The sequence below is a fragment of the Reichenbachiella versicolor genome (assembly GCF_003171675.1).
Lineage (GTDB): Bacteria > Bacteroidota > Bacteroidia > Cytophagales > Cyclobacteriaceae > Reichenbachiella > Reichenbachiella versicolor.
The window spans coordinates 1-26,544 of sequence record NZ_QFZQ01000005.1 but is presented as its reverse complement, the minus strand read 5'-3'; the positions used below and the strand labels follow the sequence as shown (position 1 = coordinate 26,544).

Annotated in this window: 9 protein-coding genes, 1 tRNA gene and 1 pseudogene; 10 read left to right on the top strand and 1 reads right to left on the bottom strand. The window is 39.6% G+C overall.

Going from position 1 to position 26,544, the window contains the following annotated elements:
* Positions 1–109 precede the first annotated feature (109 nt).
* The 7 genes from DKG80_RS10535 to DKG80_RS10505 all read left to right on the top strand — a co-directional run bounded on the left by DKG80_RS10535 (position 110) and on the right by DKG80_RS10505 (position 12,309).
* Positions 110–517 carry an acyl-CoA thioesterase gene (locus tag DKG80_RS10535; RefSeq protein ID WP_109831308.1) on the top strand — a complete coding sequence of 136 codons (408 nt, stop codon included), beginning with the start codon at positions 110–112 and terminating at the stop codon, positions 515–517.
* 26 nt (positions 518–543) lie between these two features.
* Complete coding sequence (locus DKG80_RS10530; protein ID WP_162555816.1) at positions 544–1,476, top strand: YihY/virulence factor BrkB family protein; 933 nt, start codon at positions 544–546, stop codon at positions 1,474–1,476.
* An 81-nt stretch (positions 1,477–1,557) separates the two neighbouring features.
* Positions 1,558–1,642, top strand: a tRNA-Ser gene (locus DKG80_RS10525).
* A 203-nt stretch (positions 1,643–1,845) separates the two neighbouring features.
* On the top strand, positions 1,846–2,619 hold the full coding sequence (locus DKG80_RS10520; RefSeq protein ID WP_109831306.1) for a class I SAM-dependent methyltransferase: 774 nt from the start codon (positions 1,846–1,848) through the stop codon (positions 2,617–2,619).
* Between the two features lie 762 nt (positions 2,620–3,381).
* A complete protein-coding gene (locus DKG80_RS10515) occupies positions 3,382–6,273 on the top strand; it encodes a choice-of-anchor tandem repeat GloVer-containing protein (RefSeq protein WP_109831305.1) in 2,892 nt (963 codons plus the stop codon).
* Positions 6,274–6,406: 133 nt separating this feature from the next.
* A complete protein-coding gene (locus DKG80_RS10510) occupies positions 6,407–9,319 on the top strand; it encodes a choice-of-anchor tandem repeat GloVer-containing protein (RefSeq protein ID WP_109831304.1) in 2,913 nt (970 codons plus the stop codon).
* 131 nt (positions 9,320–9,450) lie between these two features.
* Positions 9,451–12,309 (top strand): choice-of-anchor tandem repeat GloVer-containing protein, encoded by a 2,859-nt coding sequence (locus tag DKG80_RS10505; RefSeq protein WP_109831303.1) that lies wholly within the window; start codon positions 9,451–9,453, stop codon positions 12,307–12,309.
* 304 nt (positions 12,310–12,613) lie between these two features.
* Here DKG80_RS10505 and DKG80_RS10500 read toward each other — a convergent pair whose 3' ends face one another.
* A complete protein-coding gene (locus DKG80_RS10500) occupies positions 12,614–13,837 on the bottom strand; it encodes a tetratricopeptide repeat protein (RefSeq protein WP_109831302.1) in 1,224 nt (407 codons plus the stop codon).
* Between the two features lie 265 nt (positions 13,838–14,102).
* Here DKG80_RS10500 and DKG80_RS10495 point away from each other — a divergent pair, with 265 nt between their 5' ends.
* From DKG80_RS10495 to DKG80_RS10485, 3 genes and pseudogenes are all read left to right on the top strand, one after another.
* Complete coding sequence (locus DKG80_RS10495; RefSeq protein ID WP_109831301.1) at positions 14,103–15,626, top strand: sulfatase; 1,524 nt, start codon at positions 14,103–14,105, stop codon at positions 15,624–15,626.
* A 643-nt stretch (positions 15,627–16,269) separates the two neighbouring features.
* The gene (locus DKG80_RS10490) at positions 16,270–17,016 is read left to right on the top strand and encodes a DUF6261 family protein (protein ID WP_109831300.1); all 747 of its coding nucleotides are present in this window, start codon (positions 16,270–16,272) and stop codon (positions 17,014–17,016) included.
* A gap of 779 nt (positions 17,017–17,795) precedes the next feature.
* Positions 17,796–26,544 (top strand): annotated as a pseudogene (locus DKG80_RS10485) (hypothetical protein); the annotation flags it as partial.

Sequence of the window (26,544 nt, the reverse complement as noted above, 5' to 3'; positions counted from 1 at the left end):
CTTTTTATAATTAACGAAATTTTAGTCGAAAGTTATAGTTGGTGTACCTAATTGATCTCTGAATATTTCTATTTCTAATTAGATTGCACCAAAAAAGTAAAAAACACCCGTGTTTACATCAGAGACCACTGTACGAGTAAGATATGCTGAGACGGACCAGATGGGGTATGTCTACTATGGTAACTACGCTACCTATTATGAAGTTGCTAGAATAGAGACTTTAAGAGATCTTGGGTATTCGTATAAAAAAATGGAGGAGAACGGTGTGATGCTGCCCGTTTTAGAAAACAAATCGAAGTATATCAAACCTGGAAAGTATGATGATTTGTTGACCATTAAGGTCACAATTCCTAAGATGCCAGATGTCAGAATAATCTTTAAATACGAAGTATTCAATGAAGCGGGAGACCTCATTAATATAGGTGAAACTACTTTGGTGTTTGTAAATACCAAGACTGGTAAGCCGTGTAAAATGCCAGATGTATTGCATGATATTCTTATAGCGTATTATCAATGATTAGGCGAAGAATACATAATAAACTAATGTATTTCAGATGGTACGCACGTTTCATCCGAAAGCTGCAAAAGCGAAAACTGAATAAGCACCGTACCAATTTATATAGTACGATAGTGACATTTTTGGATAATGTCACCAACAACGATTTGGCTATAAAGGCCAGTGGAGTAGCCTTTAGTTTTACATTAGCAATTTTCCCTAGTATTATTTTCATATTTACACTGATACCTTATATCCATCAGGTTTTTCCTCATGTGAGCAATGACAGTATCCTGAGTATGGTAGCAAGTGTGATGCCTTCTACGATGTATGAGTCTGTAGAAGGAACTATACTAGATATCATTCAGATTAAGCGTCAGGGACTGCTTTCTTTTGGTGCGATCTTGGCGATGGCGCTATCAACGAATGGTATGCACGGCTTGATGAAAGCCTTTAATAGTATTTTCAAGCAAGATGAAAAGCGGAGTGTTGTCAAGACTCGGATGATCTCAGCAGGATTGACTTTGATGATGTCTTCTGTCTTGTTCTTTTCTATATTTCTTTTGGTCATTGGTAAGACCTTTTTGGATTACTTACAGAATGCAGCTCATGTGACAGATGACTTTATTATTTATCTGTTGTTCTTTGTGAAGTATTCGATCATTGGTCTTTCGCTACTCGTGGCAGTTTCATCCGTATATTATTTTGCCCCTGCTATTCATGATAGGTGGACATTTTTCTCATCAGGAGCCATTTTTTCTGCAATAGCAATAGGTGTGGTGTCCTATGGTTTTTCTGTATACATCAACAACTTCGCAGGGTATCATAAGTTTTATGGATCTATTGGGATCATGATCGCATTGATGATTTGGTTGTATTTGCTAGCGTATATTTTATTGTTGGGATTTGAATATAATGCAAGTGTCTCACGGTCAATTCATTCTAATAAAATTGAACATACAACTTCAATTTTTGATTAATTTTTTTCTTATCCTATTTGCTTAAAAAGAATTTAAATCTACATTTGCACTCCCATTCGAAAAGATGGAACGCATAGACCCAGAGAAGTGACAGAGTGGTCGAATGTACCGGTCTTGAAAACCGGCGTACCGCAAGGTACCGGGGGTTCGAATCCCTCCTTCTCTGCAAAAACCTCAGTTCATCGAGCTGAGGTTTTTTCTTTTTATGCCTGTCTAGCTTCTTATCAGATTTAAAGGATCTATTTGGTCAATTTGACTTTCCCTTCTTGAGTCTTTATTTTTCAAAAAGAGAATAAATGGTGTTATTTATTAAGGCTTTTACAACGTTTTGGTGATTTCTATGTCTTATGACTGAAACATCTAAGCACTATGTCTATTTACACTACAGAAATTACCTCAAGTAAATTGGTTTCCGACAACCCTTTACACAATCGATTACTCAAAGCTTATTATTTATCATTGCCATCTATCAAAGGAGATTTGCTCGAGGTAGGCTGTGGTATGGGAAGGGGTTTTGAAGTCGTATGGCCTCATGTTGATAGCTATACTGCCATAGATAAGATCCCTAAAGTCGTTGATGGGTTAGCTGAAGTATTTCAAGAGATAGATTTCAAATGCATGAATGTTCCTCCTTTTCATGGTATAGAAAGCAACTCCTTTGATACAGTGATCAGTTTTCAAGTCATAGAACATATCAAGGATGATAGACTTTTTCTTGAAGAAATACGAAGGGTTTTGAAACCAGGAGGTAAGGCGTTCTTGACTACTCCCAATATCACCATGAGCCTAACTAGAAATCCATGGCACATCAGAGAGTACACCAGAATGACCTTAGAAAGACTAGTTCAAAGTGTCTTTCAAGATTACGAGATCTATGGGGTAATAGGGAACGAAAAGGTGATGGAGTACTATGAAAGAAATAAGAAGTCAGTCGAGCGAATTACTCGATTTGATCTCTTTGACTTTCAACATCGGCTACCTGCTTGGATGTTACGCATGCCCTATGATATATTGAATCGAATGAATCGGATGATACTCAAAAAACAGAACTCTGATTTGGTAACGAGTATAGGTCTTGATGACTATGATGTCGATGAGTCAACAAACGACGGTTTTGACTTTTTCTGTGTCCTGACCAAGTAGGTTTGCTGTATGTCATTACTCAATATTTTCACCTTTTTTAAAAAGGTGTTAGCCAAGCTAGGTCTTGGTTTGCTGTTAATAGTATTGATCGTTTTAGTGTTTTTTATTGATCTTTTATCGCCTAATCAGTCCTATCAAGATTTTAATCGAAGGTTGAATAAGTAAGGTTTAGGTCATTATCAGTCTTTGAGTACGAATTGCAACTTGGTCATTGATCACAGTGACTGTCAGTTGTAATAAAATTCAATTTTAATAAGGGAACCTTACCTACCTCCACAGATTTTTTTCATTTTTTTCGAAAGTGTAAGAAATATACAATTTTGAGATTTATCCATACTCTAGCTTCGTGCCGATAGTAACGATTGATCGATCAATTAAGAGAAAGCTAGTTTTTATACTCTTTAAGTGCCGATTATCTAAAAGAAAGAGATAAATGATAAAGGAATACAAACAACAACTTAATCTAAGGAGCCTGAGGCTGTATCTAAAGTAGTCATTCATAGGTGCGAAGTGATCTGTAAGGGTATGTATATGTTTTTAGCGATCAGATCAATGCTTCGTTCCTGCATTTATTGATTACAATCAGAATGACCGGTTTTATGACTACTGATACAGCCTCTTTTACAAAGCTGGAATTCACTAAATCCAGCAAAGAATATGAATAATTTGTCAAAAATAGAGTTGTATTCAGCTCTTTGAAATATCAGCCTTCCTCCCTGTCTATCCCGCCACTTTTTTTACATAATTATCATAACTAATTAAATGAAGAAAACAATACTATTTATTGCCTTAGCCATACTGACACATGGACTAAGCGCTCAGGTCACAGAGCTGTGGGGAGTCACTCCTAATAGTATCTTTCAAGGGACAATATTCAAGTTAGACGTTAATAAAGAGTTTCAAAGTGTTGCATATGTTCCTTCTGATGGTCAAAATTCAGAAAGTTCCCTGATAGAAGGAGAGACAGGAGTGTTTTATGGAATGACCCGAATAGGTGGAGCTTTAAATAAAGGTGTGATTTTTAGTTATACACCTTCAGATTCAAAGTATCAAGTGCTTCATGTCTTTAGTGGACAAGATGGGCAGTACCCTACAGGTTCATTGATCAAAGCTACAGATGGTTTATTCTATGGAGTCACCAGTACTGGAGGAACTAGCGACAACGGTGTTTTATTTTCTTATGACGCACAAGTAGGTATCTACTCAGTACTTTATCACTTCAAAGAAACAGATGAGCTTAGTCCAATAGGATCCTTGCTAGAAGGAAGTGATGGGAAGCTATACGGTCTCACTAGTTCATCTGGTGATGGGACTATATTTAGTTTTAATCCAGTTGACAATACTTTTGAACAGTTGTATGCTCTAGCAGGGAAAGATGGTAACGATTTTGAAGGCTCCTTGATAGAAGCAAGTAATGGTTTGCTATATGGAATGACACAGTACGGAGGTGATGGGAATACAGGAGTGATTTTTAGCTTTAATACTTCAAACAATACTTATTCTAAGGTTCATGATTTTGGAAATACTTTGGATGGACATATAGGTGGAGAATATCCCCAAGGGGCACTTATGGAAGCTAATGATGGGAAATTATATGGCGTTGCTGGGTATGGAGGAACTAGTGATGAAGGGGTTATATTTAGTTATGACCTATCAGGAACTTCGGGATTTACAGTAGTTCATTACTTTGACGGCTCTAATGGAAGTGAACCTAATGGGTCTTTGATACAAGCCTCCAATGGAAAACTATATGGTACGACAGGAGCTGGAGGAAGTAGTCGGTATGGTGTTCTATTTAGCTATGATCTTAGTGGTTCCGGATTCAATGTAGAGTACAACTATTCTCGTGGAGGAAATAGAGTCTATAGTATAGCCGCAAATGTCATTGAAGCCCAAGATGGTAAGTTTTATGGTATAGGGACTAGAGATTCTAGTTACCCTAATTATGGAGGGATATATAGTATTGACTTGTCAAGTACTGCTAATTATTCGACACTATATAAACTTAAAAATTCATTCGGACAAGGGCTCACCGGGCTAACTATGGCCAGTGATGGGATATTTTATGGAGTCGCTGCATTTGGAGGAGAAAAGAGTAACGGTGGAGTGATTTTTAGTATAGACCGCTCCAATAATCAGTATTCCAAGCTGTATGATTTTGATGGAAGTAATTCAAATCCACGAATCGGATTCAGGCCTCAGGGTACATTAGTAGAAGGAGATGAAGGTCTACTATATGGAGTCACAAGGTGGGGAGGTAGAAACTCTTATGGTGTGATTTTTGAATATAACACTAATGAAGGGAATTACACTGTGCTGCATCATTTTGATGATAAAGAACGCCCAACAAGCTCACTAATTATGGGAAAAAACGGAAAGCTTTATGGTAGTACTGCACAAGGAGGGAAATCAAATGCTGGGATACTGTTTAGTTATGATCTTGGAGGAGCAGGGTATCTTAAGTTGGCAGACTTTTTTGATATAGGTGCTGAAAGTAGTAGGGCTCCATTGGTTGAAGGTGATGACAACCTGTTGTATGGGACTACTATCGGTGGAGGAAGTCAGGACGGTGGAGTGCTATTTAGCTATAATCTTACAGCCAATGAACTAGTAAGTGTTTATGAGTTTAATGGGACATCTAATGGAGATTCTCCCTACTCATTAGTCAAAAGTAGAAAGGGTACATTATATGGTACGACTTTAAATGGAGGAAGTAATGGAAAAGGTACTATTTATAGCTATGAGCCTGCAAACTCCACCTATACTAAATTACATGACTTTGACGGAACCACTGGAGGGCATTCCTATGCAGGTCTGGAAGAAGACCAAGATGGAGTATTATATGGTGTGACCTCAGAGGGGGGAGCTTCGGATGCAGGCGTATTGTTTAGTTTTAATACAAATGATGGTACTTATACGAAAATTCATGATTTTGTAATAAACGAAGGAAACGCGCGAACCTCTCTAGTAAGAATAAGAACCTGTGAGCCGAAAGATCATACACTTATATCGCGAACCGTAGATTGTCAATTTGAAGCTCCTACTATTAATGATGACTGCTTAGGGTTACTAACAGGTACCATCGAAAAGGGGTGGGATTTTGAAGCGAACGAAGGAGTTACAAAGGATATTGTTTGGACCTTTGATGATACATATGGTAACTATATTGAAGCCACTCAATCAATCACCTTCGATGATGTCACTAATCCAGTACCTGATTTGGAAGAGTTGCCAGAGATCATTTCTGACAAAGAAATATTAGAATCAAGTATTGTGATCCCTACAGCCACGGATGACTGTAGCTCAAACATCACCGTGACCCACGATATAGAGTTTCCTATCACTAGAAGTGTCAAGATCAACTGGACTTTTGATGATAATCATGGTAATAAAATCTCTCAAACCCAGAATGTGGTAATCAATTCTACACTATCCGTAGGAGAAGATTTAGAAAGCGACTTTACAGTATATCCAAATCCAGCTAGTGGTATCATTACCATTAATAGTACCAGTAGTGAATTAGTACAGGTGCTCAGCCTAGAAGGAGTAGTGCTACTGTCGTCAGATAAGAAGACTGTAGATATCAGTACACTATCGACAGGAATCTACATTATCAAGCAAGGAAGTAAAGTGACACAGTTCATCAAAGAATAAACGCAACAATTCATATATAAAAGGACAGGGCTCAGACCATAAAGTTGGTTTGAGCCCTATGTTCAAAATTATTCTTGATATCACCCACCTCCGATTTATCCCACTTTTTTACATAATTATCATAGCTAATTAAATGAAGAAAACATTACTATTTATTGCCTTAGCCATACTGACACATGGACTAAGTGCTCAGGTCACAGAGCTATGGGGAGTTTCTCATGTAGGTACTCGTCAGGGATCAATATTCAAACTTGATGTCAACAAGGATTTTCAACATATACTGAATGTTCCTAATGAAGGTCAAGGCTCAACAGGAAATTTAGTAGAGGTACGAGACGGTATATTCTTTGGTATGACTTCAGAAGGAGGTCTTTCAAATAAAGGGGCAATTTTTGGATACAGTGAAGTAAATTCAAATTACCAAATTCTCCATAGTTTCAATGGGGCTGACGGTCAAAATCCAGAAGGCTCATTAATTCTAGCTAGTGATGGTCTACTGTATGGAATAACAAATACAGGAGGTGCCAACAACGATGGAGTGATTTTTTCATACAATACTGGAGATGACATCTTTCAAGTGATTCATCACTTTGATGCGGCTAATAGTCCAAACCCCGCAGGAACATTGTTGGAAGGTAGCGACGGCAAATTATACGGTATTACAAGACCTCCTTCTGGCTCTGCAACTATTTTTAGTTTTGATCCAGATACTAAAGTTGTAGCACAACTGTATGAGCTTACAGGTAATGACGGTAGTAATCCAAGGAGTTCTCTAATCGAGGGAAGCGGGGGGCTGTTATATGGTGCTACGGCTAGTGGTGGTAGTTCCAGTCTTGGAGTCTTATTTGGCTTTAATACTACCAATAACACTTATACCAAGCTTCATGACTTTAATCGGACAGACGGACGTTCTCCTGAAGGAGCGTTAACACTAGCCAACGACGGAAAGCTATATGGAACCACACGATTTGGAGGGGCGCGCGGCGAAGGCGTTTTGTTTAATTATGATTTATCCGGTTCTGCTGGTCTTACAGTTATTCATCATTTCGATGAAAAAGTTACTGGCGAATTCCCGACTGGTTCATTGATTCAAGCTAATGATGGTAAGCTATATGGTTTAACATTAAGAGGAAATGATGCAGCAGCAACGGGCAGTAATAGAGGAGTATTGTTTAGTTATGATCCATTAGGAGCAGGATTTCAGGTAGAACATTCTTTTTTAGCAGAACAAGCGCGGTACTCTGATGGTTCTCTAATAGAGGGGAGCAATGGTAAGTTGTATGGAATATCATATGGTGGAGGACCTGTTGGGTTTGGAATGATTTACAGCTATGAACCCAATGGTTCTGGATATGAGTCATTACATGCTCTATCTAGTCCATTTGGGCAGTACCCTACAGGGTATTTAATCCAAGCCAAAGACGGCTTGATATATGGTTTATCCAAATCAGGCGGTAGGAATAATGGTGGAGTAATTTTTAAGATAGACCGAACTACCAATGAGTATTCGAAACTTTATGATTTTGAGTCTTCGACGGGTGAGTCGCCACAAGAGTCTCTAGTAGAAGGGGATGATGGGTTGCTATATGGCGTAGCCCGTAAAGGAGGTGTCCAAAATAAAGGCGTAATTTTTAAATATAACATTAATAGTAGCAGCTATTCAGTTCTTTATGAATTCGTCAAAGGGGTCAATGGAGATAATCCAGCTTCACTTACTATGATCAGTGATGGTAAACTGTATGGTACCACATTGAATGGCGGAAAATCAGACAAGGGTGTGCTATTTAGTTACGATTTGAGCGGAACGTATAAAAAGTTAATTGACTTCGCTGATCTGGGAGGAGTAAAAGGTTACGGTGCTCCGGTAGAAGGTGATGATCATCTCTTGTATGGAACTGCCATTGGAGATGAAAAGAAAGTACTATATAGCTATAATCCTGCAGATGGTGAACTAACCGAACTCTATGATTTTAGTGCAGATGATGGCATCCCACCAGTACTATTGCTAAAAAGTAGAAAAGGTACTTTGTATGGCACGACACGTGATGGTGGAAGTAGAGATGAAGGAACTATATTCAGCTACGAGACGGCTACAGGGACATATACCAAGCTTTACGATTTTTTTGGCGGTGTAAATGGAGCGGCTGAGCCTGGTCAAAGATTGACAGAAGATAAGAACGGAGTGCTATATGGTATGACACGTCGTTTGGGCTCTGCTGGTAAAGGAATTATTTTCAAGTTCAATACTGCAGATAATTCATTTGAACAAATTCATAAGTTTAGATCAATAGCTAATATTTCAACTCCCCCTACGACTTTACTACAAGTCAGGACATGTCAGTCAGATGATCATATTCTTGCTCCCAAAACGGTAGATTGTCATGGTTTAGAGTCTCCTACAATCGACGATTCTTGCTTAGGTATATTGGAAAATGGTGAGATATATGAGTTCGATTTTGAAGCGAACGAAGGAGTCACAAAGGATATTGTTTGGACCTTTGATGATATATATGGTAACTATATTGAAGCCACTCAATCAATCACCTTCGATGATGTCACTAATCCAGTACCTGATTTGGAAGAGTTGCCAGAGATCATTTCTGATACAGAAATATTAGAATCAAGTATTGTGATCCCTACAGCCACGGATGACTGTAGCTCAAACATCACCGTGACACACGATATAGAGTTCCCTATCACGAGAAGTGTCAAGATCAACTGGACTTTTGATGATAATCATGGTAATAAAATCTCTCAAACCCAGAATGTGATTGTAGAAATACCTTCAACTCCAGATCCTAATACCCCAGGAGATGATATTCTATCCGTAGGAGAAGGTTTAGAAAGAGACTTTACAGTATATCCAAATCCAGCTAGTGGTATCATTACCATTAATAGTACCAGTAGAGAATTAGTACAAGTGCTCAGTCTAGAAGGAGTAGTGCTGCTATCGTCAGATAAGAAGACTGTAGATATAAGTATACTATCGACAGGAATCTACATCATCAAGCAAGGAAGCAAAGTGACACAGTTCATCAAAGAATAAACGCAACAATTCATATATAAAAGGACAGGGCTCAGATCATAAAGTTGGTTTGGGCCCTTCGTTCAAAATTATTCTTGAGATCATCCACCCGATTTATCCCACTTTTTTAAATAATTATCATAGCTAATTAAATGAAGAAAACATTACTATTTATCGCCTTAGCCATACTGACGCATGGACTAAGCGCTCAGGTCACAGAGCTGTGGGGAAGCTCTGGTTCAGGTTCACGAAATGGATCAATATTTAAGTTTGACGTCAATAAAGAATACCAACACGTATTGGATGTTCCTGATGATGGAGAGAAGCCAATAGGCAACTTGGTAGAAGTACGTGAGGGGGTATTCTATGGAATGACTGAAGACGGAGGTACAAGAGGTCGAGGAACTATTTTTAGGTATGATGAAGCCGATACGAAGTATCAGTTAGTTCATAGTTTTGGAATAACAGAAGATCAAGGTGAAGACCCTAGAGGTTCACTGCTTCATGCCAGTGATGGTTTGCTCTATGGAGTCACTTTTACTGGAGGAGTTAATGACAAGGGGACTATTTTTTCTTATGATCCAGAGGTAGGAACTTATGAAGTACTCTATCACTTTGTAGGAGATGGAGTATCTGACCGGGCAAACCCCAGTAAAACTTTATTGGAAGGTAGTGATGGGAAGTTGTATGGTGTTACGGGTTCATATTCAGGTAACTCTAGCATTTTTAGCTTTGATCCAAGAGATAAAACTTTCGCATTACTGCATAAGTTCAGTGGAACCCCAAACTCATTGATAGAGGGAAATGCTGGAGTGTTATACGGATCTACTCTCAGAGGAGGTAGTTCAGATAAGGGGGTGCTATTTAGTTTTGACACCTCAGATGATACATACACTAAGCTTTATGATTTTGACGGAACGACACACGGTGGTACTCCCGTAGGGGCATTAATGTTCGCGAATGATGGCAAGCTATATGGAAGTACATATAGAGGTGGAGCTAATGGCGATGGTATTTTATACAGCTATGATGTGTCAGGCGCGGCAGGCCTCACAGTGCTTCATGATTTTGATTATTATGTAAATGGCTATGGTCCAAGAGGCTCATTGATACAAGCGGCTAATGGTAAGCTATATGGTGTGACGTTTGCAGGTCGAACATCCGCCACCACAGAGGATAGAGGTGTTTTATTTAGTTATGACCTAGCTGGAGTTGGTTTTAAGGTAGAGCACTCCTTTGAGGACGGACAAGCAGACCATACTATAGGTTCACTGATAGAAGGTAGTAATGGTAAGCTCTACGCTGTTTCTTCTAAAGGAGGAGTATCAGGTTTAGGAGTGATTTACAACTACGATCCAGCTAGCGAGGAGTACGCGTCATTGTATGAGTTGATTAATTGGGGGAAATTATTAGACAGTCCAAATTTAATGCAAGCTAAGGATGGAATGTTATATGGAGTTGCTCTCAGGGGAGGTAATAATAGTGAGACGGATTCTCAGGGGGATGGTGTCCTTTTTAGAATAGATCCTTTTACCAGTCAATATACCAAACTCCATGATTTTAAAGGAAGTACAGGTGGTAAACCAGGAGCTGGAGTAATAGAAGGAGAAGCTGGTGTGTTTTATGGTACGACTAGTGCTGGAGGTGCCTATGGTGATGGAGTGATCTTCAAGTATGACGTCAATAGTAAAGAGTACACTGTTCTTTATCATTTTGATGGTTTTAAATCATTCAAGGTTACTCTAGGTTCAGATGGTAAGTTATATGGAGTTACATTTAGAGGAGGGAAATCTGACAAGGGTTTGTTGTACAGCTATGATATCAATAGCTCATCGTTTAGTAAACTAGCAGATTTTGATGATATTGGTGCATCTTTTCCATTTACATTATTGACAGAGGTCAATCGCAATCTTTTCTATGGTGTAACTAATTATGGTGTTCTATATAGCTATGATCTGGTAGAAGGTAAACTCACCAAGCATCATGATTTTAGAGGAATAGATGGGTCGGCTCCATCTGCATCGTTACTTAAGAGTAGAAAGAGCAGTACTTTATATGGTACTACACGACAAGGAGGAAGTAACGATATGGGAGTTATTTTTAGCTATGAGCCTGCTACTAATACTTATACCAAACTGTATGATTTTGATAGTGAAAGTGGTATTCATTCTTATTTTGGGCTGGTAGAAGATAAGGACGGTGTATTATACGGTATAGCACGAGAAGGAGGAGAGTATGACGAAGGTACTATGTACAAGTTCAATACTGCTGATAACTCATTTGAAAAAATCCATGATTTCGCAAAAAGGAGCTATGATAATTTACTTCAAGTCAGGATTTGTCAACCCGAAGAGAATCATAATGTCTCAGCCAAAACTGACTGCCAGTTTGAAGCTCCTACCATCAATGACGCCTGCTTAGGAATGCTGACAGGTACTACAGAGGATGAGTTGGATTTTGAAGCGAACAAAGGTACGACTAAGGATGTCTCTTGGACTTTTGATGACGGCTATGGTTACACCTTTGAAGCCACTCAATCAATCACCTTTGATGATGTCACTAATCCAGTACCTGATTTGGAAGAATTGCCAGAGATCATTTCTGACAAAGAAATATTAGAATCAAGTATCGTGATCCCTACAGCCACGGATGACTGTAGCTCAAACATCACCGTGACACACGATATAGAGTTTCCTATCACTAGAAGTGTCAAGATCAACTGGACTTTTGATGATAATCATGGTAATAAAATCTCTCAAACCCAGAATGTAGTAATCAATTCTACACTATCCGTAGGAGAAGATTTAGAAAGTGACTTTACAGTATATCCAAATCCAGCTAGTGGTATCATTACCATTAATAGTACCAGTAGAGAATTAGTACAGGTGCTAAGTCTAGAAGGAGTAGTACTACTGTCGTCAGATAAGAAGACTATAGATATCAGTACACTATCGACAGGAATCTACATCATCAAGCAAGGAAGCAAAGTGACACAGTTCATCAAAGAATAAACGCAACAATTCATATATAAAAGGACAGGGCTCAGATCATAAAGTTGGTTTGGGCCCTTCGTTTGATAATCAAATCCACAATAGACCCTAATACTCCCACTTCGATTTAAAAACCTATTGATTCATACTTATTTGACGTTTCACAAAAAAGAATGAAAATTATACTGCCTGATCCCAATGGTGCAGCGTATTGAGAGAGTTTAATTACTAAGTGTAAGCTGTATTGAACCATACCTGAAAAAAGCTTACACTAAAAATGGTTTGGTCCTTAAATCAGATGCGTTTAGAAAGGCGGTAGAAAGACTCAACGACCATCCAAAGTCTCATCTATCTCCTTTAAAAAAGCCTTATAGCTATTCTTTTTCCTTTTTCTAGAGAAATAGATTATTCCTCCCAAGATGAACATCAGAGTCAATAATACGCCAGTAGAAATCATCCAAGCAATGTATCTCTGTTCTAGTTTATCATTTTCCAAACTCTTTTCATGCTCCTGAACCATCAAGTCAGCATTAGCCTTTTCCAAATTTTTGTTCGACTCACTGATTCTTTCGAGAATACCTATATTTTTCAACAAGTGCTCATCATTTTTAGCCTTAGCCACTAGCTTGAGGTATTCGAAGGACTCTTTCAGTTGCGGCAAATCAAGAGCATTGCGAGTAGGGTTGAAATTGAGATCAAGAGCTTTGTCAAGATAGATTAGCGCCGAATCATATTGCTCGAGGTGGTAATAGCACCTTCCTAAGTTGTTGAGCATCGGTATATAAATATCATAGTAAGTTTCGTCGATCAGCCGTTCAGTCTTCAGGAACAACCCAATGGCTTTTCTATACCTTCCTTCGGTCATATCAATAAAACCCGCATTGACATATGATGTAGTGATATGTTCGATCTCAATACCAGGGACTTCTCCCGATTCGATGTACAATTTATAAGCTAGCTTTAGATTCCCCATCTCTTCACTATTCCTTCCAAGTTGATTTAGAGACCTTGAAACCATTTTATGTATATGTTCATCTTTAGCCATCTCCAGACATCTGAAAAGAGTCTCAGACGAGGCTTTATTTTGCCCCTGATTTCGCTGTGATATACCAATGTTGAACAAGCAGTTTACGATTCGGGAATTGTCTTTTTGGGATTCGGCTATTGCCAATGCACTCTCAAACTCCTTCTGAGCCTGCTTAAAATCACTCATTTGAAAATTAATAGCTGCCGAGAGCTGACTTATTTTATACTCCAAGTCCTTCAAGTTTCCATGCTTTAGGACTAACTCCCTTGTTTTGAGTAAATAGGATAGACTTTTTAGTAGTTCATCACTTTTGTAGTATTGAATAGATATCAGGTAATAATAACCCGCCAGTTCAGGTAAGCGAGGTCTGGTGTTCGTATTCAAGTATTCATCCAGTAGATCGATCGATTGTTGAGCTGAGTTTATAGAGTCAGCTTTAGACCTTAACTGTTCAAAAGGGGAGATTTTAGTCTGAGCTACTAATGCACTGGCTAAAATAAATATTGAAAGTTTCAGAGGCATTCGCGTTCGTTTTAGTTCTACACTATAGCTATTTTGACTTTGTTAATTGGATTTCGATATGCTCAAATGGTAATCTGAATACACTTCTATGAATCATTGACCAAACAAATTGGAATTGTAGTTAGTTCGAACCAGCGACTGGATAGTTTGGCTGAGGAATCACAAAAGTAAATGGAATTTGATACAGATCTATCTTTTCCTAGTTTTGGAGAGAAGAGTAGATCAAAAATCTGCTCAGACTTGATTGATAAGAAGATATTATAGGATGAAAATAGCACTGAAAAACGTAGCATCACTAGCTATGTCACTACTTGCCCTGATGGCATGTGAATCAAAAAAAGAAACAGCCATCAAAAAGCCCAATGTAGTACTTTTTGTAGTCGATGACTTAGGATGGACAGATGCCGCTACGTTTGGAAGCGACCTATACCAGACCCCTAATGTAGACCGACTCGCAGAAGATGGAGTCAAGTTCACCGATGCCTATGCAGCCTGTACCGTATGTTCCCCATCAAGAGCCAGTCTAATGACTGGAAAATATCCAGCAACCATCAACTGTACCGACTGGATCACGGGACACAAGAAGCCATTTGCCAAAATGGCGATCCCAGAGTGGACCATGTATATGGACCCAAAAGAATATACACTAGCCGAAGCCCTCAAAGATGAAGGATACAATACCATTCACTTAGGCAAATGGCACCTCGGGGAGACGGAAAACTACTGGCCCGAAAACCAAGGATTTGATCAAAATATCGCAGGACATTCAGCAGGATCTCCCAAGTCCCACGGTGGAGGAGGCTATTTTAGCCCTTACCAAAATCCTCGACTAGAAGATGGCCCAGAAGGAGAATACCTCACAGAGCGACTCGCAGCCGAAGCCTCAGCCTACATACAAGCCAGTGCCACGTCCGAAAAACCATTTTACATGAACCTATGGCTGTACAATGTACACACACCACTACAAGCCAAAGAAGATAAGATCCGTAAATACGAAGCGATAGCCAACGACAGTCTGCATCATAGCAATCCCGTATATGCCGCGATGGTCGAGCACATGGACGATGCCGTAGGACAAGTAGTCGATCAACTCAAGGCTACAGGAATCTATGACAATACTATTTTTATATTCTTCAGTGACAATGGAGGGCTGAGAAAAAACTTTAAAAAGACCCAAAGCGTCACCGACAACTACCCACTCAGAAGCGGCAAAGGAGATATCTATGAAGGAGGAGTCAGAGTGCCATTAGTTATTAGCTGGCCAGACGGCATAGAAGGAGGGCGAATATCCAAAACCATCGCCATATCTCCGGATATATACCCGACAGTACTAAGCCTGATCAAGTCCCAAAACACAGAAGCTCTCAAAAATATCGATGGAAAGGACTTGTCAAGCACCCTACTATCCAACCAAGATCAAGACAGAGGTGCAGTATATTGGCACTATCCACACTACCACCTCGAAGGAGCCAAACCCTATAGTGCAGTAAGAAAAGGAAACTGGAAACTAATCCAAGTATTCGAAGAAGAACAACTTCAACTCTACAATCTCAAGGAAGACATCGGAGAGACCATCAATAAGGTCGATGAGCAACCAGACATCACCAAAGAATTGTTTCAGATGCTAAACCAATGGAGAGAAAAAGTAGGCGCTCAGCTACCAACAGCCAATCCTAATTATGATCCAGTACATGAGGAGAAATGGCTTTTCAAAAAGTCCGCGATCGTCACACCAGAGGATCTAGAAGCACTAAAATCTAAAACAAAAGAGAGTCATATAGGTCATTGATAGAAGAAATAGACCAAACCTTAATCAATCACTGATCGGAGTCAAGAGAAAAAATTATTTCCCTCAATGACCGGTGGAATCAAGCCCCGTAGAATTTTTTTTTACCAACTCAAGCCGATTTACTAGTCGAAAAAAGTTTCACGGAGGACATCTGCTGACTTGGAGCTCGTAAATTTTCTACGAGCTCTGCGCCGTTCGGATTACTCCAAAAAAAATATTTTTGGGTCCACTTAGCGCCGATTACTTCGCAGAAATTATTATTTCGCTTTTCTCAGCACTGATTTTTCGATTAAAAAAATCTACGAGCTTCTAGCGGTGCGGATTACTCCTAAAAATATTTTTTTTCGCTTTCGCCAGCCGGATTACTCAATCTAGAAAATTTGCGTCCTTCAAGTCAGCAGATGTGGAGCAAAAAACTTTTTTGGAAGACCAACTTCAGTAGCTTTCGTCTTATTTAAAATTTAAAACACTCATATTGAGTGGAGTGAAACATCTTTTACACTCTCATGCACCTTCGATAGACGGTAGACTAGTGCAAAACTTCCATCTATCTCCCCGAAAAATCTTCCCAATCACTTCAAACAAGCCAACGGCAGCCGTTATCTTTGACTTTGCAGCATTTGATTAACTTAAACCGTTCAATATGATTAAGCTTAGAACAAGCTACTTATTGCCAGCAGAGCTGGCCGAAACAACAGCTAATTACCTAAAGGCCATCCAAGAGGCAGGAATTACAGACCCATTCGTACTCAAGATCGTCGATCTACTAGAGCTAGATCTTGAAGCGCTACAGCAAGCACTCGTAGCCGTACGACTCAATCAGTTGGTGAGCGAACTCTCTAAACTAGATGCACTGAGAGATGATTTGTTCATAGGATTTAGAGACCTAGTCGATGCTAACAAGCGTCGTCGAAGTGAAGTGATCCAAGAGGCATACAACAAAGTTTGGCCTGTGATAGAGCAAGCCGGCACTGGACTTTACCGATTGGGATACACAGAGCAGTCAGGTAAGCTATCTGCACTCTTCAACGAACTAGATGAAGAGCAGTATCAGCCAGCAATGACTACAATGAATGTCAAGGAGATCTATGAGGAACTGAAGCAAGCGCAAGTCGAATTCAACAACCTCTACAACGAGCGCCTTGAAGCCGATCAGCTAGCGGACTATCCGACACTCTCGGAAGCCAAGTCAGGTATAGCGCCACACCTCAATGCACTAATCAGCACCTTCGACATCCTTCAAAGTACAACTGACGGAGAATTCGAAGAGTTGATTACGCAAATCGATGGAATCACCAGTTCAGTCATGACAGTCGCCAAGGCTAGAAAGACCCGTTCTGAAAACGAAGCCACCGAGACAGAGGAAGAAGCTCCAGAAGAAGTAGCTTAAATCAATCTTTTAATCAACCGCCCCAGCAGCTGTTGGGGTGGTTTAGATTAAATGTCTGAAATACAAAAATTACTTTTCATTATTGGTTGTTGTATCAAGAGCCATGATAAACATCGGCAACAAGACTTTAGTCAAAGAATGTACTTAAGAGCCTAGTTGTAAAAAAAAAATTCAAGAAGAATGAAAAGAAGGCCGGGCGATTTTAATTGCTGACTTATATCTCATTGGGGTTGCATGTCAAGTTCTATTTTAGGCTAAAACAAATCTCAGAATTAAAGAAGGTTTGTTTTTTAACTAGTGCATATCAGATTATCCGACCTTTTGATTCTAAAAAATGTACATAAACGATTAAGATTTTGTAAATAATGGTTTCATCACTTTGATTTTTACAAAGTCATGATTAATTATTGCAAAATAACATCTTCATTCCATTCGAAAGCATTGTGTGCCATGCGAGCCTCTAGTTCAGAGCAATGCATAGACGAATACCTTCATAGTAGACATTAATAATCTGGTAAATCAAGTATTGCCCAGATATTAAATGTTATTTATTTCACTGTTTTTTATTGTTATTAATTCAGAAAAAAAATACGTTTGCGAGTAACGTTCTAGTTTTGAGTTAAATGAACGATTTTTCTCGATAGTGCGTCCGTGATCCACTTAGAAGCCTTTTTAGGTAAATCCCTCACTTGTTATTAGATATCCCAATATCATTTTATTCTGTCTATTAAAAGGATAGACGGGCAGGTTATTATTTATTCTTAAAAAAACAAAAGGGTATGTCTTCGTTTTTGACCGAAAAGGGCCGTCAGCTATGGGTGCTTTTCATGGTTATTTCATTTTTTCAACTGTCCTCACCGTTGGTAGCAAGTCCTGACTGTGAGATATTTAGAGGTAATTTTCAAGGATTAGCAAATGGCACTAAAAGTGCATCTGGTATAGGGGGCTGGAACTTAGATGAGTCCAATACTCCATCTGCCAAACAGTTTGCTGTAAGATCCAATCGACTGATCGCAGAAAATCTCGGTGGAGTCGGCGTCTGGTACAGTAACCAAATTCCTATCAAAGGAAATACTGGAGTACAAGTTTCGGTCAAGATTCATACAGAAGGTGACCTCGTTGGTTCTGAATATGTTAAAGCTTACTACAGAGTAGACGGAGGACCTCAAATAAAATTTGGAGAGGTATTCGGATTTGTAGGTACTCGAACCTTGATCTCTCCAGAGTTCAATGGTGACCATGTACAATTCATCGTTGAATTCTATAATTACGACAAAGGAGGCTCTCAAACCTCAAAGCAGTACATTGAGAGATTTGATTTATTCAAAGAAAAAGGCGAATGCGCAAGCGAGCCACTCTGTGATGCTCTAGCCACTACCATTTGGCATGAAAGATTTTCGCTAAGTAATAACACACAAAACGACACAGGTTCTACCGCTTGGTCTACTACCAGTACAGGCTCAGGACCAGGATATGTATTTAGCAATGCCTTCGTAGTCACCAATACAGGCTTGGATCAAGAAATCGGTCTTTACACAGAGAACGTCAATATCGCTTCAGGTCAGACAGTTTCACTTTCTTTCAATCTTAGAAGCCGTACTCGAAATGGAGACACTTTTGATGATTCAGGAAGTAGTATGGACTATATCAGAGCTTATTATAGAGTAGATAACGGTCCAGAGACCTTGTTTTTTGAAAACATAGCTGCCGTAGATACAGGAAGTGAAGGCTGGAAAACAGTTAGTACGGGAGCACTAAGTGGCAGCAGGGTTAAGCTCATAATAAAAGGTAGAGCTTCAGGATCCAATGAAATTTACTTCATAGATGATATAAAAGTAAAGGCAATTGAATCCATCACTGCAACAGCCAGTGTAAGCGGCAAGTTGACCTGCTCGCAGAATACAGTTACCCTTTCAGGATCGACCAACCTCAGTTCACCAAATTATTTATGGACCGGCCCCAATGGATTTTCATCTTCATCTCAAAGTCCATCTGTAGATGCTGCTGGAACTTATACGCTACAAGTATCTAAGGATGGTTGTTCAGCTACGACTAGTGTTACAGTGGTCGAAGAGAAAACTCTTCCAAGCGTAACAGTAACGAGTTCTGGATCTTTGTCTTGTTCTACAGATGTGACTTTGAATGTGTCTACTTCCGTATCAGGAGCCACTTACAGTTGGTCAGGACCTGGAGGGTTTTCTAGCACTCTTAAAAATCCAACAGTAGGAGAACCGGGCAAGTATACGGTCACGGTAACAGATCCAGTAGGAGGATGTTCCACTACCAAATCAATCGACGTAGTGGAAGACAATACCGATACCTTTTGGTTAGAAGAGTTCAATTTCCCTACCGGAACGTCATCAGATACAGGCGAGACGGCTTGGTCAATACAGAGTAGTTCTTCTTCAGGAATTCATTACGTATTAGGTAATCAGATTAAAGTCTCGTTTGAGAGTTCAAACGAAATGATTTGGAGATCTGAAGAAGTAGATATTTCATCTCGTGGAGAAGTATCATTTTCAATCGACCTGAAGAGTGATACATATGAGCCAAGAGATTACTTCGAGAGTAGTGATTATATCAATGTCTACTATAGATTGAATGGAGGATCAGAAACCTTGTTATTTGGAAATACCGCAGGGTTGAATGGAGTAGATAATGGCCCATCTACTTTGACAGTAACATCTGACCCGCTTACAGGAAGTACACTTCAGATCATCGTCAAAGCAAAAAACTCACACGAAACCGAAAGATATTGTTTTGACAATGTAGCAATCAGCAGCCAATCTTCAGGAGGAGATGTAGCAATAGCCACTTCTGTATCTAATAAGATCACTTGTAAGGCTAGCACTGCGCAAATCATCACAACCGTCTCAGGCGGAACGGTTTCTTCTTTTGAATGGACAGGACCTGATTCTTACTCGTCAACAAATCAAAACCCAACCGTCAATCAGGCAGGTACATACAATTTGACAGCGACGTTGCCTGGAGGATGTACAGTAACAGAATCAGTCACTGTAGAAGAAAATAAAAACGAGCCAGATTTAGTGGCTACTGGAGGAGAGCTAAGCTGCGCAGTTAGCAGTGTGACTCTAAATGCTACCTCGTCTGTCGCAGGTGTAAGTTATAGCTGGGTAGGACCAGCAAGTTTTAGCTCTTCATCACAAAACCCTACTGTATCAACAGCAGGAACCTATATCGTGACTGCTACTAATCCTATCAATGGCTGTTCATCTTCAAAATCTATTCAGGTAACTGTCTTAGGAAGAGAAATGCTATGGGTAGAAAACTTCAATCTGCCTGATGGCACTAATAACGATACCGGGAGCACTTCTTGGTCACAAAACATTAATCCAACAGGTTCTGTAGGTGACCCTGGAGAGCCATTTTTCGCTACAAAGGATCAATCTTTTTATGTCTACAACTTAGATGGTGAAGGCATTTGGACTTCAGGATTAATCGACATCACAGGCAAGGAGAGTGTTAAGTTTTCGCTGACTGGTCATGGCTCTGGAGATTTGGATAGTGACTTGGATGATGCTATGTATGATTACTTCAGAGTGTATTATTCGATTGACTCAGGAACTGAAGTCAAGATCTTTGATGAAGATGGAGAGATGTCATTGTCTGTCATCGAATCACCAGAGTTGACAGGAAATACACTCCAGATCATATTGAAACTACGAACTACTGGACTCACAGAAAACTATTCCTTTGACAATATAGAAGTATCAGCAGGTAGTGAAATACTTGACTTGGAGGCTAGTGTTGATGGTGCTATTAACTGTATCAATTCAACCGTTCAGCTCAATGCGACATCATCATCTACAGGAGTAACTTATAGCTGGACAGGGCCAGAAGGTTTTACTTCTTCATTACAAAACCCAGAAGTATCTGAATCTGGAACATACACCGTCACGGTATCGAGCACCGCTAGTGGTTGTACGAATAGCACTACTGTAGAAGTAAAAGAAGAAATCTCAACACCTGATTTGGTAGCTACAGGAGGAGAGTTGACATGTTCAGTATCTAGTGTTACACTAAGTGCTTCATCGTCAGTATCAGGAGCTACTTACGCATGGACAGGACCTGATGGTTTTAGCTCTTCTACTCAAAACCCATCAGTCAGCATTGTTGGTGATTATACAGTGAAAGTAGTAGACCCAAGTAATGGGTGTTCTAATACTAAATCAGTTAAAGTAATACAGAGTGGAGCTTCAAATGTCTTTTGGTTAGAAGACTTTGATCTTGCTACAGGTACTACTTCAGACACAGGAGAGACTGCTTGGTCAATACAGACCACTTCTACTTCAGGTTATTATTTTGTAAGAAACTCGGAGTTCAAAGTGTCATTCTCCAATGCTGACCAACTAACATGGAAATCAGAAGCAGTGGATATTTCTTCTCGTGGAGAGGTGATTTTCTCCATTGATTTAAAGAGTGATACAGATAAATCTAGTGACTATTTTGAAACCAGTGACTACCTCAATGTTTATTATAAATTGAATGGCGGATCTGAGGTTCTTTTATCTGAGAATATTGGGGGACTAAATGGAGTAGATAATGGTTTATCTACTTTGACAGTATCGTCAGGGGCATTAACAGGAAGTACACTTCAAATCATAGTACGAGCTAAAAACTCTCACGAAAGTGAAAGATATTACTTTGATAATGTAACTATGACAGGTGACAATGATAGTGGAGCATCTTCTATCATAACCTCCGTGAGCAATCCAATTACTTGTATTAATAGTAGTGCTCAGATTACAGCAACAATTACCGATGGTACCACTTCATCATTCCAATGGTCAGGTCCAGAAGGATATACATCAAGTGTTCAAAACCCAATAGTAAGCTTAGCTGGCACATATCGTTTGACTGCTACTTTATCGGGAGGATGTTCAATCGTTGGTTTTGCAGTAGTAGATATAGATAAAGATGAACCAGGTATAGATGCATCTGTTTCAGGTGATATTACTTGTGAAGTATCGTCTGTTGAGCTAACCTCAATTTCTCCAACAACAAACGCGACTTACTCATGGACAGGTCCTGACGGCTATAGTTCTACAGAGCAAAACCCTACAGTATCTGAAGCAGGAGTATATACCGCCATCGCTACAAATCCGATTAACGGCTGTACTTCTACAAAACCAGTTCAGGTGATCAGCCAAACAAGAGAGAAGATATGGACAGAAGACTTCAATTTATCTGATGGTATTACAAATGATACAGGAAGTACCGCTTGGACCTCAGTCGTAAATGGTACTGGATCAGTAGGTGATGCAGGCAATACTTATTTTGAGACTAAAGATCAGGCTTTTTATGTCTACAATCTTGATGGGGAAGGAATCTGGAAATCTGAGATTATTGATATCAGTGGAAAAGAAGGTCTTAGATTTACTCTAAAAGGTCAAGGTTTTGGGGACCTTAATGACGACCCTACGGATGAGGTGTTTGATTACTTCAGAGTTTATTATGTAGTTGATTCAGGTACAGAAATCAAACTATTTGATGAACAAGGAATGATGCCGTTTAGCATTATAGAATCACCAACACTGGCAGGAAATACGCTTCAGATTATATTGAAAGTAAGAACTACAGGGATACATGAAAACTATGCTTTTGATGATGTAGAAGTTACAGCTGATCAAGGAGCTGTTGATTTGGCTGTGACAGTTAATGGAGTGATTAATTGTGATAACCCAACCGTGGAGTTAAATGCAGCTTCTTCGTCAGTAAGTTCAACATATGCATGGACAGGTCCAGAAGGCTTTACTTCCGCCGATCAAAAACCAGAGGTATCTGAAGGAGGAAGATATACAGTGATAGCTACGAATACAGCAAGTGGTTGTACTCAAACCGGGTATGTAGATGTGGAGGAAAACAAAACACCTCCTACTTTCAGTTTGTCAGCGGATGATAAGTTGACGTGTGATGATACGGAAGTGACCATTACACTGACTACAGATCTATCAGAAGAGAACGCAAAATTTGAATGGACAGGGCCAGAAGGCTTTACCTCAGCAGCTCAAAACCCTGAAGTGTCAGAAGCTGGAAAGTATACTGTCATTGTCACTAATAAAGAAAATGGTTGTTCAGAGACAGACTTCATAGATATAGAAGGAGATAAATCACTTCCAACGTTGAGCTTATCTGTGGATGATAAGTTGACATGTGCTGATACAGAAGTAACGATTACATTGACAACAGATCTATCAGAAGAAGATGCGACTTTTGAATGGACAGGACCAGAAGGCTTTACTTCCGCTGTCCAAAACCCGGAAGTAACAGAATCTGGAAGATATGATGTCAAAGTTATTAATAAAGAGACAGGTTGTTTCAAGGCTGATTTCATAGAAGTAGAGGAAGATAAAACCCTTCCAACTTTGAGTTTGTCAGCGGATGATAAGTTGACATGTTCTGATACAGAAGTAACGATTACACTGACTACAGATCTATCAGAAGAAGATGCGACTTTTGAATGGACAGGCCCAGAAGGCTTTACTTCCGCTGTTCAAAATCCAGAAGTAACTGAATCTGGAAGATATGATGTCAAGGTTATAAATAAAGAGACCGGTTGTTTCAAGACTGATTTCATAGAAGTAGAGGAAGATAAAACCCTTCCAACATTGAGTTTGTCAGCGGATGATAAGTTGACATGTGCTGATACAGAAGTAACGATTACATTGACAACAGATCTGTCAGAAGAAGATGCGACTTTTGAATGGACAGGACCAGAAGGCTTTACTTCCGCGGTTCAAAATCCAGAAGTAACAGAATCTGGAAGATATGATGTCAAGGTTATAAATAAAGAGACCGGTTGTTTCAAGACTGATTTCATAGAAGTAGAGGAAGACAAAACGCTACCAACGTTGAGTTTGTCAGCGGATGATAAGTTGACATGTGCTGATACAGAAGTAACGATTACATTGACAACAGATCTATCAGAAGAAGATGCGACTTTTGAGTGGACAGGTCCAGAAGGCTTTACTTCCGCGGTTCAAAATCCAGAAGTAACAGAATCTGGAAGGTACGATGTCAAGGTTATAAATAAAGAGACCGGTTGTTTCAAGACTGATTTCATAGAAGTAGAGGAAGACAAAACGCTACCAACGTTGAGTTTGTCAGCAGACGATAAGTTGACATGTGCTGATACAGAAGTAACGATTACATTGACAACAGATCTATCAGAAGAAGATGCGACTTTTGAATGGACAGGACCAGAAGGCTTTACTTCCGCCGTTCAAAACCCATCGGTAAGCGAATCAGGAAGATATGATGTTAAGGTTATAAATAAAGAGACCGGTTGCTTCAAGGCTGATTTCATAGAAGTAGAGGAAGACAAAACCCTTCCAACATTGAGTTTGTCAGTAGACGATAAGTTGACATGTGTTGATACAGAAGTAACGATTACATTGACAACAGATCTATCAGAAGAAGATGCGACTTTTGAATGGACAGGACCAGAAGGCTTTACTTCCGCGGTTCAAAACCCAGCGGTAAGCGAATCAGGAAGATATGATGTCAAGGTTATTAATAAAGAGACTGGTTGCTTCAAGACTGATTTCATAGAAGTAGAGGAAGATAAAACACCTCCGACATTCAGTTTATCTGTTGATGAAATATTGACTTGTGACAATCCAGAGGTGATGATTAACTTGACAACAGATCTATCAGAAGAAGATGCAACATTTGTATGGACAGGTCCAGAAGGATTTAGTTCGGTAGCTCAAAATCCTATCGTAACTTCAGCAGGGAACTTTGAGGTGAAGGTATCAGATGCTGATACTGGTTGTTCGGATGTTTCTGATATTGATGTTACTGAAGATAAATCAGTTCCAAAATACACTATCGCGACTACAGGTACTTTGACTTGTGACGTTCCTGAAAAAAGAATCTATGCTGGTTCTAGTACTCCGAATGTTACATTCTTATGGGAAGGGCCGGATGAGTGGTCTACTACCAATCGTTTTCCATATGTGTCAGTTCCTGGTGTGTACACACTTACTGTTACTAAGTTGAACAATGGATGTAGTATCAATAAAGACATTACAGTAAGACAGGATTTGACCTTCCCTGAAATTGTAACCTCAGGTGGAACTATTACATGTTCCGAATCCACAGTACAGATTTCAGTTGATGTAGATGCTGTTGATCCTATTTATTCATGGGTAGGTCCTGATGGTTTTACATCCTCTTCAGCATCTCCTTTTGTTGATACACCAGGCAAGTATGTCGTTACGATAACTTTCGATGGTTCTGAATGTGAAGAAAGTAAAGAAGTTGTTGTTGATGAATTAATACAAATCCCTGATTTGGTAGCAGCGGGAGGTGCTGTAAATTGTGTAAACAAATCAATAGCGCTTGAGGCAAGTTCTTCTGTTGTCAATGTGACATACAGTTGGACAGGACCAAATGGCTTTACAAGTACTGAACAAAATCCAGAGGTTTCAGAAATAGGAACCTATACTGTTGTAGTTACTGATCCAGTATATAAGTGCACTAATTCCACTTCAGTTGAAGTAACAGAGGATTTTAGTGTTCCAGAAGACATATTATTATCAGTAAGCGGTGAATTAAACTGTGATACTGAAGAAGTAACATTGAATGCCAGCTCTTCTACAGCGGGAGTTTCGTATGAATGGAGTGGTCCTTCGATGTTTAGCAGTACCGATTCTAGCCCGTCTGTATCTGTGTCAGGAGAGTATACATTAGTAGTGACACATCCAAGTTCGGGTTGTACAGCAACAGATAAGATAGAAGTAGAGGAAGATAAAGCTACCCCTGATCTGACTCTAGATGATGAAATATATCATACATGTATTACCGATGCTAATGGAGGAATAGTATTGAGTCCAACGTCGACAATTACCGATTTGACATATGAGTGGAAAGTACCAGATGGACATGATTTGTTCCTTGGTTCATTGGATGAGCAAAATCTTGAAGTTAAGCTTTCTAGTTTGACAGGCATTTATGAAGTGACAGCAACGAATCCAAGCAATGGTTGTAAGGCAACTGAAACTATTGAGATAAAAGCGAATCTAAGCGCTCCATCAGATATTGTTGTCAGTGTAAGCGGCGACTTGAGTTGTGTAGTAGACGAAGTGACACTAAGTGCAAGCTCGACGACTGTAGGCGCGACATATTCATGGGAAGGCCCAGAAGGTTATAGCAGCACAGATTCAAGTCCATTAGCGTTCAAAGCAGGGACTTACAAAGTAGTAGTTACTCATCCTGAATCAGGCTGTACCGATAGCAAGACGATAGAAGTAGAAAACAATGACAGTAAGCCATCAGATATTACAGTAAGCGTAGACAAATCGTTGAGTTGTGTAGTAGACGAAGTAACACTAAGTGCAAGCTCGACGACTGCAGGAGCGACGTATTCATGGGAAGGTCCAGAAGGTTATAGCAGCACAGATTCAAGTCCATTAGCGTTCAAAGCCGGGACTTACAAAGTAGAAGTTACTCATCCTGAATCAGGCTGTACCGATAGCAAGACGATAGAAGTAGAATACGATGAGA